General features: G+C 71.1%; 13 protein-coding genes. 9 read left to right on the top strand and 4 right to left on the bottom strand.

What is annotated here, in order from left to right; all coding sequences use genetic code 11:
- Window positions 1–12: 12 nt before the first annotated feature.
- Window positions 13–1,242 carry a DUF349 domain-containing protein gene (locus tag OG927_RS05125; protein WP_330319777.1) on the bottom strand — a complete coding sequence of 410 codons (1,230 nt, stop codon included), beginning with the start codon at window positions 1,240–1,242 and terminating at the stop codon, window positions 13–15.
- 187 nt (window positions 1,243–1,429) lie between these two features.
- Window positions 1,430–2,218, bottom strand: coding sequence for a peptidylprolyl isomerase (locus tag OG927_RS05120; RefSeq protein ID WP_056786957.1), 789 nt, complete (start codon window positions 2,216–2,218; stop codon window positions 1,430–1,432).
- 149 nt (window positions 2,219–2,367) lie between these two features.
- Between OG927_RS05120 and OG927_RS05115 the strand changes: the two genes are divergently transcribed.
- From OG927_RS05115 to OG927_RS05100, 4 genes are all read left to right on the top strand, one after another.
- The gene (locus OG927_RS05115; RefSeq protein WP_056786961.1) at window positions 2,368–3,054 is read left to right on the top strand and encodes an MBL fold metallo-hydrolase; all 687 of its coding nucleotides are present in this window, start codon (window positions 2,368–2,370) and stop codon (window positions 3,052–3,054) included.
- A 14-nt stretch (window positions 3,055–3,068) separates the two neighbouring features.
- Entirely contained in the window at window positions 3,069–4,331 is a 1,263-nt protein-coding gene (gene hisS, locus OG927_RS05110; protein ID WP_124282926.1) for a histidine--tRNA ligase, read from the top strand.
- A 509-nt stretch (window positions 4,332–4,840) separates the two neighbouring features.
- The gene (locus tag OG927_RS05105; protein WP_056786968.1) at window positions 4,841–5,476 is read left to right on the top strand and encodes a vitamin K epoxide reductase family protein; all 636 of its coding nucleotides are present in this window, start codon (window positions 4,841–4,843) and stop codon (window positions 5,474–5,476) included.
- A 54-nt stretch (window positions 5,477–5,530) separates the two neighbouring features.
- Complete coding sequence (locus tag OG927_RS05100; protein ID WP_056786971.1) at window positions 5,531–6,904, top strand: replication-associated recombination protein A; 1,374 nt, start codon at window positions 5,531–5,533, stop codon at window positions 6,902–6,904.
- A 10-nt stretch (window positions 6,905–6,914) separates the two neighbouring features.
- On the opposite strand, the gene OG927_RS05095 is transcribed toward OG927_RS05100, so the two are convergent.
- Window positions 6,915–7,625, bottom strand: coding sequence for a DUF2470 domain-containing protein (locus OG927_RS05095; protein ID WP_330319776.1), 711 nt, complete (start codon window positions 7,623–7,625; stop codon window positions 6,915–6,917).
- 188 nt (window positions 7,626–7,813) lie between these two features.
- Here OG927_RS05095 and rpsD point away from each other — a divergent pair, with 188 nt between their 5' ends.
- Window positions 7,814–8,428 carry a 30S ribosomal protein S4 gene (gene rpsD, locus OG927_RS05090; protein WP_056786978.1) on the top strand — a complete coding sequence of 205 codons (615 nt, stop codon included), beginning with the start codon at window positions 7,814–7,816 and terminating at the stop codon, window positions 8,426–8,428.
- Between the two features lie 11 nt (window positions 8,429–8,439).
- On the opposite strand, the gene OG927_RS05085 is transcribed toward rpsD, so the two are convergent.
- Complete coding sequence (locus OG927_RS05085) at window positions 8,440–10,725, bottom strand: ATP-binding protein (protein ID WP_330319775.1); 2,286 nt, start codon at window positions 10,723–10,725, stop codon at window positions 8,440–8,442.
- Window positions 10,726–10,957: 232 nt separating this feature from the next.
- On the opposite strand from OG927_RS05085, the gene OG927_RS05080 reads away from it, so the two are divergent.
- From OG927_RS05080 to ruvX, 4 genes are read left to right on the top strand one after another with little or no spacing between them, the layout of a single operon-like run.
- Entirely contained in the window at window positions 10,958–11,404 is a 447-nt protein-coding gene (locus tag OG927_RS05080) for a DUF948 domain-containing protein (protein WP_330321296.1), read from the top strand.
- Between the two features lie 7 nt (window positions 11,405–11,411).
- On the top strand, window positions 11,412–11,756 hold the full coding sequence (locus tag OG927_RS05075) for a DUF6167 family protein (RefSeq protein ID WP_124282928.1): 345 nt from the start codon (window positions 11,412–11,414) through the stop codon (window positions 11,754–11,756).
- A complete protein-coding gene (alaS, locus tag OG927_RS05070; RefSeq protein ID WP_330319774.1) occupies window positions 11,756–14,425 on the top strand; it encodes an alanine--tRNA ligase in 2,670 nt (889 codons plus the stop codon). The genes OG927_RS05075 and alaS overlap by 1 nt, the downstream gene beginning before the upstream one ends.
- Before the next feature lie 8 nt (window positions 14,426–14,433).
- A complete protein-coding gene (gene ruvX, locus OG927_RS05065) occupies window positions 14,434–14,907 on the top strand; it encodes a Holliday junction resolvase RuvX (protein ID WP_199862749.1) in 474 nt (157 codons plus the stop codon).
- Window positions 14,908–14,979: the final 72 nt, after the last annotated feature.

Here is a 14,979-nt window from a genome sequence, read left to right as displayed (position 1 = left end):
CGGCGGGGAGTGTCAGCCGCCGAACTCCTCCAGGCCCTTCAGCGCCTGGTCCAGCAGCGCCTGCCGGCCCTCGAGTTCACGGGACAGCTTGTCGGCCCTGGCGTTGTTGCCCGACGCGCGTGCCGTGTCGATCTGCGTACGCAGCTTGTCCACGGCCGCCTGGAGCTGGCCGGTCAGACCCTCGGCGCGGGCCCGCGCCTCCGGGTTCGTCCGGCGCCACTCGGACTCCTCGGCCTCCTGGAGCGCCCGCTCCACCGCGTGCAGCCTGGCCTCGACCTTCGGGCGGGCGTCACGCGGCACATGGCCGATGGCCTCCCAGCGCTCGTTGACGGTGCGGAACGCGGCCCGGGCCGCCTTCAGATCCGTCACCGGCGCCAGCTTCTCGGCCTCGACGGCGAGCTCCTCCTTCAGCTTGAGGTTCTCGCCCTGCTCCGCGTCACGCTCCGCGAAAACACCGCTGCGTGCCGCGAAGAACACGTCCTGGGCGCCGCGGAAGCGGTTCCACAGGTCGTCCTCGGACTCGCGCTGGGCACGGCCCGCGGCCTTCCACTCCGTCATCAGGTCGCGGTAACGGGCAGCGGTCGTGCCCCAGTCCGTCGACCCGGAAAGCGACTCGGCCTCGGCGACCAGCCTCTCCTTGACCTTGCGGGCGTCCTCGCGCTGGGCGTCCAGCGAGGCGAAGTGGGCCTTGCGCCGCTTGGAGAAGGCGGAACGGGCGTGCGAGAACCGGTGCCACAGCTCGTCGTCCGACTTGCGGTCGAGGCGCGGAAGCCCCTTCCACGTGTCGACGAGCGCCCGCAGCCGCTCACCCGCGGAACGCCACTGCTCGCTCTGCGCGAGCTCCTCGGCCTCGACGACCAGCGCCTCCTTGGCCTGCCTGGCCTCGTCGGTCTGCTTCGCCTTCTGGACCTTGCGCTCCTCGCGCCGCGAGTCGACCGTCGCGACGAGCGCGTCCAGCCGCTTGCCGAGCGCGGCGAGGTCACCGACGGCATGGTGCTCATCGACCTGCTGACGGAGGTGCTCGATCGCCGCCGTCGCGTCCTTGGCGGACAGATCGGTGGTCTTCACCCGCCGTTCGAGGAGGCCGATCTCGACCACCAGGCCCTCGTACTTGCGCTCGAAATAGGCCAGGGCCTCCTCGGGGGAACCGGCCTGCCACGATCCGACGACCTGCTCGCCCTCGGCCGTACGCACGTACACGGTGCCCGTCTCATCGACACGGCCCCACGGGTCGCTGCTCACAGCGCCTCCTCCACCTGATGCCGGGAGGGTTCGCCCCCCGTGCATCGTCCACAGTTTCCTGGGGCGGGCAGCGCCCGCCCTGCACAACGCCAATCTAGGCGACCGGCCACCCGGCTGTCCGCACTCCGCGCGGCCGAAATTCTCCGGTCCGTGCCGGGCACCCGGGGCGGACCGGCCGCCCGGCCGGTCAGGCCTTGTCGACGGCCGCCTTCTCGACCGTGACCGCCTTCTTCGGCGCACCGTCGGCCGCCCCACCGGTGACACCCGCCGCCGCGATCTTCTTGACCGCCTTCAGGCCGGCATCGTCCATGGTGCCGAACGGCGTGTAACTGGGCGGCAGCTTGGTGTCCTTGTAGACGAGGAAGAACTGGCTGCCGCCGGTACCCGGCTGGCCGGTGTTCGCCATCGCGACCGTGCCCGCCGGATACGTCACCGAGCCGTCGTCGCCCGCCTTGCCCAGCGCGGTCAGGTTCTCGTCCGGGATCGTGTAGCCGGGACCGCCCGTCCCGTCGCCCTTGGGGTCACCGCACTGCAGGACGAAGATCCCGTCCGTGGTCAGCCGGTGACACTTCGTACCGTCGAAGTACCCCTTGTCCGCGAGCGCCTTGAAGGAATTCGTGGTGTGCGGGGTCTTCGCCGCATCCATCGCGATCCCTATGTCGCCCTGGCTGGTCTTCATCGACATCGAGTACTTCGCCTCTTTGTCGATCTTCATCGCGGGCTCGGGCGCCGCGCTCTCGCTCGCCGACGGGGACGCGGAGGGGCTCGCCGCGGCGTCCGCGCTGTCCTTCTTCTTCGCGTCGTCGCCGTCGAGGGAGACGTACGCGCCCGCTCCTATGACCGCCACCACGGCCACCGATGACGCGATGATCACCGTGAGACGCCTGGTCTTCCGGCGCCCTTCCTCCCGACGCTGCTGCTGCCGCTCGAACTTCTCCCGGGCGAGCTGCCGCCGCCGCTGATCGCTGCTGACCACCGGTTGGTCTCCTTGTACGTCGTGTGATCGGGCCTGGGTTGCCCCGTACGGTATATGGGTTAGCTGTGGAATGAGGAGCGCCGGTAGGCTCTGATCTGCCGCAACCCTCCGCGCGGCCCTCCCTCGTCGGACGAACACTAAGGACGATCGTGCTCATTGCCGGGTTCCCCGCCGGGGCCTGGGGGACCAATTGCTACCTGGTCGCCCCCGCCGCAGGCGAGGAGTGCGTGATCATCGACCCGGGCCACCAGGCCGCCCAGGGCGTCGAGGAAACGCTGAAGAAGCATCGGCTCAAGCCCGTCGCCGTCGTGCTCACCCACGGCCACATCGACCACGTCGCCTCGGTCGTCCCCGTGTGCGGCGCCCATGACGTCCCTGCCTGGATCCACCCCGAGGACCGGTACATGATGAGCGATCCGGAGAAGGCCCTGGGCCGCTCCATCGGGATGCCGCTCATGGGAGAGCTCACCGTGGGCGAGCCGGACGACGTCAAGGAGCTGGCCGACGGCGCCCTGCTGAAGCTGGCGGGCCTGGAGTTCGGCGTCGCGCACGCCCCCGGCCATACCAAGGGGTCGGTGACGTTCAGGATGCCCGAGGCCGCGGATGTTCCGCAGGTTCTCTTCTCGGGCGACCTGCTCTTCGCCGGCTCCGTCGGACGCACCGACCTGCCCGGCGGTGACCACGCCGAGCTGCTCGCGTCGCTGGCCCGCGTGTGCCTGCCGCTCGACGACTCGACCGTGGTGCTGTCCGGCCACGGCCCCCAGACGACCATCGGCCGCGAGCGCGCCTCCAACCCGTATCTGCACGGCATGGACGCGCCCCGCCGAGGAATGTGACGAGAGAAATCCCTGTGAGTACCTTCCAGGCCCCCAAGGGCACGTACGACCTGACCCCGCCGCGCTCCGCGAAGTTCCTCGCGGTCCGCGCGGCGATCTCCGCACCCCTGAAGAACTCCGGCTACGGCTACATCGAGACGCCCGGCTTCGAGGACGTCGCCCTGTTCGCGCGCGGTGTCGGTGAGTCCACCGACATCGTCTCCAAAGAGATGTACGCCTTCGAGACCAAGGGCGGCGACAAGCTCGCCCTGCGCCCCGAGGGCACCGCCTCCGTCCTGCGCGCGGCGCTGGAGGCCAACCTGCACAAGGCCGGGAACCTTCCGGTCAAGCTCTGGTACTCCGGCTCCTACTACCGCTACGAGCGTCCGCAGGCGGGCCGCTACCGCCACTTCTCACAGGTCGGCGCGGAGGCCATCGGCACCGAGGACCCGGCACTGGACGCCGAGCTGATCATCCTGGCCGACCAGGCCTACCGCTCCCTCGGCCTCACCCGGTTCCGCATCCTGCTGAACTCGCTGGGCGACAAGGAGTGCCGCCCCGTCTACCGGGAGGCGCTCCAGACGTTCCTGCGCGACCTCGACCTGGACGAGGAGACCCGCCGCCGCATCGAGATCAACCCGCTCCGGGTACTCGACGACAAGCGGGCCGACGTCCAGAAGCAGCTCGGCGGAGCGCCGATGCTGCGCGACTACCTCTGCGACGCCTGCAAGGCGTACCACGAGGAGGTCAGGAACCTGCTGACGGCGGCGGGCGTGGTGTACGAGGACGACGAGAAGCTGGTCCGCGGACTCGACTACTACACGCGCACGACCTTCGAGTTCGTCCACGACGGTCTGGGCTCCCAGTCCGCGGTGGGCGGCGGCGGCCGCTACGACGGGCTGTCCGAAATGATCGGCGGCCCCGCACTGCCGTCCGTCGGCTGGGCGCTCGGCGTGGACCGTACGGTGCTCGCGCTGGAGGCCGAGGGCGTCGAGCTCGACATCCCCGCCACCACCAGCGTGTACGCGGTCCCGCTCGGCGAGGAGGCCCGACGCGTGCTCTTCGGGCTGGTCACCGAGCTGCGCAGGGCCGGTGTCGCCACCGACTTCGCGTTCGGCGGCCGGGGCCTCAAGGGCGCGATGAAGAGCGCGAACCGCTCCGGCGCCCGCTTCACGATCGTGGCCGGCGAGCGTGATCTGGCCGAGGGCACGGTCCAGCTCAAGGACATGGAATCGGGCGAGCAGCAGGCTGTCGCGCTCGACGAGCTCGTGGCCGTGGTGCGGGCCAGGACCGCCTGATCCGGCAGTCGACCCGCACGGTGCCCGCCCGGTCCGCCCGGGCGGGCACCGTCCGTTCACCGGCCGGTGCCCGCCGGTCCGAGGCCCCCGGGCCGTGCCACCCCCGTCAATGCGGCGGCAGACGATTCATCCCGCCGGGCGACCACGATCCGCGAACGTCACCGGCGACGCGGGCCACGGGTGCGGACACCGTGCCCCCGCCGCAGCCGGGGCGGACACGGGAAGATCCGCGGCGGCGCTCGTCACCGGCCCGTGGGGGACCGCGGCCGCCGAGCGGCCCGCCGGGCCGGAACCCCAGGTCGAAGCCGGTACACCGGGGCCGGTCCGCCCCACCCGGTGCGCGACCCGTGGGCTCGCGCCGCAGTTTCCGGTCCGGCGGCCGGCGCCCGGCGACCCCCGCGCTCCGGGCCTCCGGTGCGCACACCTTTATGTGGAGAGAACGGCTGACCGAGCGCACGGTGCGGCACAATGACCGTGCCCGGCTGGCCACTCAGTGATGGAACGGCGATATGACGACTGCAGCGGTAGACCACCCCTCCTCCGACCAGGACGAGGACGGCGGGAAGAGGACCATCGGCGGCAGTCGGGCGTTCGCACTGCTGCTGGTGATCACCGGAGCGGCCGGACTGCTCGCCGCCTGGGTCATCACGATCGACAAGTTCAAGCTGCTCGAGGACCCGAGCTTCACCCCGGGCTGCAGCCTGAACCCGGTGGTCGCGTGCGGCAACATCATGAAGAGCGAACAGGCGGCCGCCTTCGGCTTCCCCAACCCGATGCTCGGCATCGCCACCTACTCGGTGGTCATCGGCATCGGCATGGCGCTCCTGGCGGGCGCGCGCTTCCGCAGCTGGTACTGGCTCGGCCTCAACGCGGGCACGCTGTTCGGTGTCGGCTTCTGCACCTGGCTGCAGTACCAGTCGCTGTACAACATCAACTCGCTCTGCCTGTGGTGCTGCCTGGCCTGGGTCGCCACGATCTTCATGTTCTGCTACGTCACCACGCACAACGTCAAGCACCGGATCCTTCCCGCCCCCGCCTGGCTGCGGAACGGGCTCACCGAATTCCACTGGGTGCCGCCGGTGCTCTGGATCGGCATCATCGGCATGCTGATCCTGACCCGCTGGTGGGACTTCTGGACCAGCTGACGGTCCTCCGGCGGCCCCGGAGGCGTTGTCGGTGGGGTGGCATAGGCTTCCAGCGTGGAGCCCGACCTCTTTACCGCAGCAGCCGAAGACCGCCAGGAGAAGGATCCGTCCAGCAGCCCCCTCGCTGTCCGGATGCGCCCCCGTACGCTGGACGAGGTGGTCGGCCAGCAGCATCTGCTGAAGCCCGGCTCGCCGCTGCGGCGCCTCGTCGGCGAGGGGAGCGGTGGCCCCGCGGGCCCCTCCTCGGTGATCCTCTGGGGGCCGCCGGGCACCGGCAAGACGACCCTGGCGTACGTGGTCAGCAAGGCCACCAACAAGCGCTTCGTCGAGCTCTCCGCGATCACCGCCGGCGTCAAGGAGGTCCGGGCCGTCATCGAGGGCGCGCGCCGCGCCACCGGCGGCTTCGGCAAGGAGACCGTCCTCTTCCTCGACGAGATCCACCGCTTCTCCAAGGCCCAGCAGGACTCCCTGCTCCCCGCCGTGGAGAACCGCTGGGTGACGCTCATCGCGGCCACCACGGAGAATCCGTACTTCTCGATCATCTCCCCCCTGCTGTCCCGCTCCCTGCTGCTCACCCTGGAGCCGCTCACCGACGAGGACCTGCGCGCACTGCTGCGCCGGGCGCTGACCGACGAGCGGGGACTGGGCGGCGCCGTGACCCTGTCCGAGGGCGCGGAGGGGCATCTGCTGCGGATCGCGGGCGGCGACGCCCGGCGGGCGCTGACCGCACTGGAGGCGGCGGCGGGCGCGGCCCTCGCCAAGCAGGACGCGGAGATCACGCTCACGACGCTCGAGGAGACCGTCGACCGCGCGGCCGTGAAGTACGACCGTGACGGCGACCAGCACTACGACGTGGCGAGCGCCCTGATCAAATCGATCCGCGGGTCGGACGTGGACGCGGCCCTGCACTACCTGGCCCGGATGATCGAGGCGGGGGAGGACCCGCGCTTCATCGCCCGGCGGCTGATGATCTCCGCCAGCGAGGACATCGGACTCGCCGACCCGACGGCGCTGCCCACCGCGGTGGCGGCCGCCCAGGCCGTGGCGATGATCGGTTTCCCGGAGGCGGCCCTCACCCTCAGCCACGCGACGATCGCACTGGCGCTGGCCCCCAAGTCCAACGCGGCGACGCTGGCGATCTCCGCCGCGCAGGACGACGTGCGCAGGGGCCTCGCGGGCCCGGTCCCGGCCCATCTGCGCGACGGCCACTACAAGGGCGCCGCCAAGCTGGGCCACGCCCAGGGCTACGTCTACCCGCACGACGTGCCCGGCGGCATCGCCGCCCAGGAGTACGCCCCGGACGCCGTCCGCGGCAGGCGCTACTACGAACCCACGCGGTACGGCGCGGAGGCGCGGTACGCGGACGTCGCGGACCGGGTCCGCGAGCGCCTCGGCCGCGGCGAACCGGGCGGTACGGCACCGTCGTGACCGGCGGTGCTCAGCAGGACGCCGCTTCGAAGAGCGTGTGCATGGCGCGCCGCAGCCCGCCGATGTCGCGTACGGGATCGGGGAACTCGAAACGGGCGTCGAAGCAGTCCCCGCCGCTCTCCACGAACCGCACCCGCAGCCCGAAGCGGTCGAGCGCGACCGGGACGGCGGCGGGCCGGTGGGCGGCGCAGGCGCACTCCGGCTGCCCGGACCGGTCCCCCAGGAGTGCGGACAGCGTGGCCATCTCCTCGCTGTGGGCCGCGTGCAGATGCTGGAGCAGCTCGGCCTCATGGGCGACGAGCGGGTCCGCGACGGCGTCCCGGAAGGCGTCCGGCTCGACCTCCTCCGCTCCCCACAGGTCGTCGACCGACACCTCCACGATCTCCAGCCCCAGCACGATCCGGCCGGGCTCCGCCCGGCCGGGCACGGACGTGAGCCGGCCTGCGATCCGGGCACGGCCGCGGATCCGGTGCGGGACCGAGACGGGGGCGACGTCGGTGATGTCCAGCACAGCCGTCAGCTCGTCGCCCCGGGCACGGGTCGCGGCCCGCACGACCGGGGAACCGGCGGGGAATTCGAGGAGCAGATCCCCTTCCGGACTGACGCTCCGGGCGGCGGGCAACAGCTGGTCCGGGTGGATCACCACCAGCCCCGGTACGAGCAGCACGGCGGAGCAGGTACTCTGTACGAGAGTTCGTGTGCGCTCGGCTGCTGACGGCAACCGAGTGTTTTCAAGCCCGCTGGGACGCGGCTGACCACGATCAGATCGGCCTTCCGTCGTAGCAGCACCCATGGGTGTGCTGCCGCTGTCTGTGCTGTCCGTGACGTGAGTGGTGTTCCCAGGGCGAGACATGCGATCTCCTTGAGTAAGGTAAGCCTAACCTAACCTACAACGGAGGTCTGGAGAACGTGCCTAACCAGTCGCGTCCCAAGGTCAAGAAGTCGCGTGCCCTCGGCATCGCTCTGACGCCCAAGGCTGTCAAGTACTTCGAAGCGCGTCCGTACCCGCCGGGCGAGCACGGCCGTGGCCGCAAGCAGAACTCGGACTACAAGGTCCGTCTGCTGGAGAAGCAGCGCCTGCGTGCGCAGTACGACATCAGCGAGCGCCAGATGGCGCGTGCCTACGACCGCGCCAAGAAGGCCGAAGGCAAGACGGGCGAGGCGCTGGTCGTCGAGCTCGAGCGTCGCCTCGACGCCCTGGTCCTGCGTTCGGGCATCGCCCGCACCATCTACCAGGCCCGTCAGATGGTCGTCCACGGCCACATCGAGGTCAACGGTGGCAAGGTCGACAAGCCGTCCTTCCGCGTGCGCCCCGACGACGTCATCCAGGTCCGTGAGCGCAGCCGCACCAAGGTCCCCTTCCAGGTGGCCCGCGAGGGTGGTTACGACACCGACGGTGAGACCCCGCGCTACCTCCAGGTGAACCTGAAGGCCCTGGCCTTCCGCCTGGACCGTGACCCGAACCGCAAGGAAATTCCGGTCATCTGCGACGAGCAGCTCGTCGTCGAGTACTACGCCCGCTGATCCAGGCGTAGCTACCGTCCGAGCTCGGGCCCGCCCCTCTCTGTTGTCCGGGAGGCGGCGGGCCTTCGCGTGTCCCCGGGGGCGTCACCCCGGATCGCCGTCCCCTGGCCTCCTGCTCCTTCGCGCAGTGCCCGCGCCACCGCGCCCTCCGTGTCCAGCCGGCTCCCGGAGCGCCGCTCCTGCTCGTACCGCACATCGCCGAGCTCCGCCCGGGCCCGCTCCTCGCACTGGGCGCGCGGCCTGCCGTAATGGGCCGACCCGAACAGCGGCAGACCCACCGAGGGCCAGATCCGTGCCGCGGCCCCCTGCAGCACCGCGGCCTCCGCCGCGTCGCCGTCGGCCACCGTGACCAGGGCCAGCAGCTCCAGCGAGAGAACCGTGCCGAGCAGATCGTGGAAGGCGTACGCGATCGAGAGGCACTCCCCAAGCATCCGCCGTGCCCGCCCGCCCTCGCCGCACTGCAGGGCCGCGTAGCCCAGGACGTACAGCGCGTAGGCGAGCGCCCACCGCTCCCCGTGGTCCTCACAGATCCCGCGCACCTCGTCGCAGATCTCCGCCGCCCCGTCCAGGTCCCCGCGGAACGCCACGGCCATACCCAGCTCGACCTGGGCCATCAGTACGTTGCTGTTGAGCTCGCCGATCGCGCGGTAGCGCCCCAGCGCCTCGCGCAGCAGTTCCTCGGCGCGGGCCGGATCGTCCGTGACGAGGGCGAGACAGCCGGTGCGGTGCACCGCGTAGGCCACGGCCGTCGCGTCCCCCGAGCGCTCGCCCTCCTCCCGGCACTCCTGCAGGGCGGACACCGCGGCGACCGGATCCCCCTGCAGTACGGCGACGTAGCCGAGCACCCACAGCGCCTTCAGCCGCGACGGATCGTGCGGGGACTCCTCCTCCAGCACGAGGCCGAGCCAGTGGCGGCCTTCGGCGAGCCGGCCGCAGCCCGCCCAGTAGAACCAGAGCGTGCCCGCCAGGTACTGCGCGAGATGCACTTCGTCGGGGCTCTCCAGCGAACACTCCATCGCCCGGCGCAGATTGGGCAGCTCGCTGTCGATCCGGGCCGCCGCCTCAGCCTGCCGCGGGCCGAACCAGTCCAGCTCGCACCAGGTCGCGAGCCCCAGATACCAGTCCCGGTGCCTGCGGCGCAGCCGTTCCGAGTCCCCCGTCGCGCTCAGCCACTCGGCGCCGTACTCCCGCACGGTGTCCAGCAGGCGGTAGCGGCTGCCGGTGGGGGAGTCCTCACGCACCACGACGGACTGCCCCAGTAGTTCGTCGAGTGCGTCGAGCACCGCGTCGGCGGGCAGGCCGGGTCCGCTGCAGATGTACTCGACGGCCTCCAGGTCGAACTGGCCGGCGAACACGGACAGCCGCGCCCAGAGCAGCCGCTGCTCGGGGGCGCACAGTTCATGGCTCCAGCCGATGGCCGTACGCAGGGTCTGGTGGCGGGGCAGCGCGCTGCGGCTGCCCCCGGTCAGCAGCCGGAACCGGTCGTCGAGACGGTGCAGCACCTGATCCATCGACAGGGCCCGCAGCCGCCCGGCGGCCAGTTCCAGCGCGAGCGGGATGCCGTCGAGCCTCCGGCACAGCTCCCGGGCGGTCTCCCTGTTGCCGTCCGTCAGCCGGAACCCGGGCTGCACGGCGCCGGCGCGCCGGGCGAAGAGCTCCACGGCATCGTCGTCCGCCATCGGCTTCAGCACGAGGGCGACCTCGCCGTCCACCCGCAACGGCCGGCGCCCGGCGGCGAGCACGCGCACCTGCGGTGCCCGGCGCAGCAACTCCCGTACGACCTCGGCACACGCGTCGATCAGATGCTCGAACCCGTCGATCACGAGCAGGAGTCGGCGCGGGGCGCAGTGAGCGAGCAGCGTGGTGCGGGGCGGCCTGCTGGTGTGGTCGGTGAGCCCCAGCGCGTCGACCAACGCGTGTTCGAGGAGGCCGGGATCGTGGAGGGCCGACAGCTCGGCGATCCAGACCCCGTCGCAGTACCGTTTCTCCATGAGCGCCGCGATCCTGGCGGCCACGCGGGTCTTGCCGACACCGGCCACCCCCACCACCGTGACCAGCCTGGAGTCCCGCAGAAGCGCCTCCAGCTCGGAGAGCTCGTCCTCTCGTCCCACGAAGGCGTTCAGTTCGGCCGGGAGGTTTCCCCGCACGGGAGAGGGCGCGTGCCCCGCTTCCGCGGCTCCGGACGTGTGCTCCGCGCACCCGGCCGCGAGTTCCGCTCCGTCGGCCGCGTGCCCCGCGGTACCGGGCACGGGATCCGCGTCGTCGGGTGTGGGGGAGGGGCACTGGGGGCGTCGCATGAAACACGCAGAGTACCGACACGTGAGCACTCCGTACAATCTCCGTGCCTCCGGGGGCGCTCCGCCCGCCCGTAATGCGGTACGGGGCCCGGCACCCGGCGCGATAGGGTCGAGGGACGACGATCGGCTGAGGTGGCGGTACGCACCGGCCGGGTCGAGACAGGCAGAGGCCGAGCCCCGGCCGGGGCGGGCGAGCGACAAGCAGAGGCGGTGGACTGTGTCCGGTGGAGAGGTGGCCGGAATCCTGGTGGCCGTCTTCTGGGCGATCCTGGTCTCCTTCCTGGCCGTGGTGCTGGTGAGGCTGGCCCAGACGCTCAGGGCGACCACCGCGCTGGTGGCGGAAGTGACCGAGCAGGCCGTTCCGCTGCTCGCCGACGCCTCCGCGACCCTGCGCTCCGCGCAGACCCAGCTCGACAAGGTCGACGCCATCGCGAGTGACGTCCAGGAGGTCACCTCCAACGCCTCCGCGCTCTCCACCACGGTGGCGTCGACGTTCGGCGGGCCGCTGGTCAAGGTCGCCGCGTTCGGCTACGGGGTACGCCAGGCGCTCGGCCGCCGGACCGCTCCCGAACCGGAGCAGGCCCCCCGGACCCCCCGCCGCACCGTGATCGTCGGCCGTACCGTGCCGTCCGCCCGCAGGAAGCGGACCGGCCGAAGCTCCCGCGGACAGAAGGACTGACGCAGCGATGTTCCGCCGTACGTTCTGGTTCACCGCCGGCGCAGCCGCCGGTGTCTGGGCCACCACCAAGGTCAACCGCAAGATCAAGCAGCTGACCCCCGAGAGCCTCGCGGCGCAGGCCGCCGACAAGGCGATCGAAGCGGGCCACAAGCTGAAGGACTTCGCCCTCGACGTGCGCGAGGGGATGGTCCGGCGCGAGGCCGAACTGGGCGGGGCACTGGGCCTCCGGACGCCCGTCGACCCCGAACTCCCGGTCACCCGCCACATCGCCGTCGAAGCGGCCCGCACCGGCCGCACCCCCACGCACCGAACGCTCCCCTACAACTCGGACAACCGGAATGAGGACCACTAATGGAGTCGGCTGAAATTCGCCGCCGCTGGCTGAGCTTCTTCGAGGAGCGCGGTCACACCGTCGTCCCTTCGGCGTCGCTCATCGCGGACGACCCGACTCTGCTGCTGGTCCCCGCGGGCATGGTCCCCTTCAAGCCGTACTTCCTCGGTGAGGTCAAGCCGCCCGCCCCGCGCGTCACCAGCGTGCAGAAGTGCGTGCGTACGCCGGACATCGAAGAGGTCGGCAAGACCACCCGGCACGGCACGTTCTTCCAGATGTGCGGCAACTTCTCCTTCGGGGACTACTTCAAGGAAGGCGCGATCGAGCTCGCCTGGGAGGCCCTCACGAGCCCCGTGGCGGACGGCGGCTTCGGCCTCGACCCCGAGCGCCTGTGGATCACGGTCTACCTCGACGACGACGAGGCCGAGCAGATCTGGCGCGAGAAGATCGGCGTCCCCGCCGAGCGCATCCAGCGCCTGGGCAAGAAGGACAACTTCTGGTCCATGGGCGTCCCCGGCCCCTGCGGCCCGTGCTCGGAGATCAACTACGACCGCGGCCCCGAGTTCGGTGCCGAGGGCGGCCCCGCCGTCAACGACGAGCGCTACGTGGAGATCTGGAACCTGGTCTTCATGCAGTACGAGCGCGGCGCAGGCGACGGCAAGGAGGACTTCCCGATCCTCGGGGACCTGCCGTCCCAGAACATCGACACGGGTCTCGGCCTCGAGCGCCTCGCCATGATCCTCCAGGGCGTACAGAACATGTACGAGACCGACACCCTGCGCGTCGTCATGGACAAGGCCACCGAGCTCACCGGCGTGCGCTACGGCGCCGAGCAGGGCTCGGACGTCTCCCTGCGCGTCGTCGCCGACCACATCCGCACGTCCGTGATGCTCATCGGCGACGGTGTCACCCCCGGCAACGAGGGACGCGGCTACGTCCTGCGCCGCATCATGCGCCGCGCCATCCGCAACATGCGGCTCATGGGCGCCACCGGGCCGGTGGCCGACCAGCTGGTGGGCGTCGTGATCGACACGATGGGCCTGCAGTACCCGGAGCTCGTCACCGACCGCAAGCGCATCGAGGTCGTCGCCGTCGCCGAGGAGGCCGCCTTCCTCAAGGCCCTCAAGGGCGGCACGAACATCCTCGAGACCGCCGTCACCGAGACCAAGGACGCCGGTGGCAAGGTCCTGGCCGGCGACAAGGCGTTCCTGCTCCACGACACCTGGGGCTTCCCGATCGACCTCACGCTGGAGATGGCCGCCGAACAGGGCCTCTCCGTCGACGAGGAGGGCTTCCGCCGCCTGATGCAGGAGCAGCGGGACAAGGCCAAGGCCGACGCCCGCGCCAAGAAGACCGGTCACGCCGACCTGTCCGCCTACCGCGAGGTCGCCGACAACTCCGGCGCCACCGAGTTCACCGGTTACACCTCGACCGAAGGCGAGTCGACGATCGTCGGCCTCCTCGTCGACGGTGTGCCCTCGCCGGCCGCCACCGAGGGCGACGAGGTCGAGGTCGTCCTGGACCGCACGCCCTTCTACGCCGAGGGCGGCGGCCAGATCGCCGACCAGGGACGGATCCGGCTCGACACCGGCGCCGTCATCGAGGTCCGCGACGTACAGAAGCCGGTCCCCGGCGTCCACGTGCACAAGGGTGTCGTCCAGGTCGGCGAGGTGACGGTCGGTGCCTCCGCGTACGCCGCCATCGACAACACGCGGCGCCGGGCCATCGCCCGCGCCCACAGCGCCACGCACCTCACGCACCAGGCGCTGCGCGACGCCCTCGGCCCGACGGCCGCCCAGGCCGGGTCGGAGAACTCACCCGGCCGCTTCCGCTTCGACTTCGGCTCGCCCGCCGCCGTACCCGGCACGGTCCTCACCGACGTCGAGCAGCGGATCAACGAGGTCCTCTCACGGGAACTCGACGTCCAGGCCGAGGTCATGTCGATCGACGAGGCCAAGAAGCAGGGCGCCATCGCCGAGTTCGGCGAGAAGTACGGCGAGCGCGTCCGGGTCGTCACCATCGGCGACTTCTCCAAGGAGCTGTGCGGCGGCACGCACGTCCACAACACCTCCCAGCTGGGCCTGGTGAAGCTCCTCGGTGAGTCGTCCATCGGTTCCGGTGTGCGCCGTATCGAGGCGCTGGTCGGCGTGGACGCGTACAACTTCCTCGCCAAGGAGCACACGGTCGTCGCCCAGCTCCAGGAGCTGGTCAAGGGCCGGTCCGAGGAGCTCCCGGAGAAGATCGCGGGCATGCTCGGCAAGCTGAAGGACGCCGAGAAGGAGATCGAGAAGTTCCGCGCGGAGAAGGTCCTCCAGGCCGCCGCCGGGCTCGTCGACTCCGCCAAGGACGTACGGGGCGTCGCCCTGGTCACCGGACAGGTTCCGGACGGTACCTCGGCCGACGACCTGCGCAGGCTCGTCCTCGACGTGCGTGGACGCATCCAGGGCGGCCGGCCGGCCGTCGTGGCCCTGTTCACCACGGCCAACGGCCGCCCGCTGACCGTGATCGCCACCAACGAGGCCGCCCGCGAGCGCGGTCTCAAGGCCGGGGACCTGGTCCGCACCGCCGCCAAGACCCTCGGCGGCGGCGGTGGCGGCAAGCCGGACGTCGCCCAGGGCGGTGGCCAGAACGTGGGCGCGATCGGCGACGCCGTCGCAGCTGTCGAACGTCTCGTCACCGAGACGGCGTGACGCCGGGCATGACGCGGATGCGCCGTGGCCGCCGACTCGCCGTCGACGTCGGGGACGCCCGTATCGGGGTCGCCTCGTGCGACCCCGACGGGATCCTCGCCACGCCGGTGGAGACCGTGCCGGGACGCGATGTCCCGGCCGCCCACCGGCGGCTCGGCCAGATCGTCGAGGAGTACGAGCCGATCGAGGTCATCGTCGGGCTGCCCCGCTCCCTGGGCGGCGGCGAGGGCCCGGCGGCGGCCAAGGTGAGGGCCTTCGCCCAGGTGCTCGCCCGCTCGGTCGCACCCCTTCCGGTGCGACTGGTGGACGAGAGGATGACCACAGTGACGGCCAGTCAGGGACTCCGCGCTTCGGGCGTGAAGTCCAAGAAGGGCCGGTCTGTCATCGACCAGGCTGCCGCTGTGGTGATCCTTCAGAACGCTCTGGAGTCCGAACGGGCGTCTGGACGGCCTCCGGGCGAGGGCGTCGAAGTGGTTGTCTGATCGCGATACGGTAACGTTCCGCGCGATGCGTCGGTGTTCGAACAAACACCGCACAGCCAAGCGAAGAGACGG

The sequence above is a fragment of the Streptomyces clavifer genome (assembly GCF_036345975.1).
GTDB classification, from domain to species: Bacteria; Actinomycetota; Actinomycetes; order Streptomycetales; family Streptomycetaceae; genus Streptomyces; species Streptomyces clavifer.
This window is presented reverse-complemented; position numbering and strand designations above follow the sequence as displayed.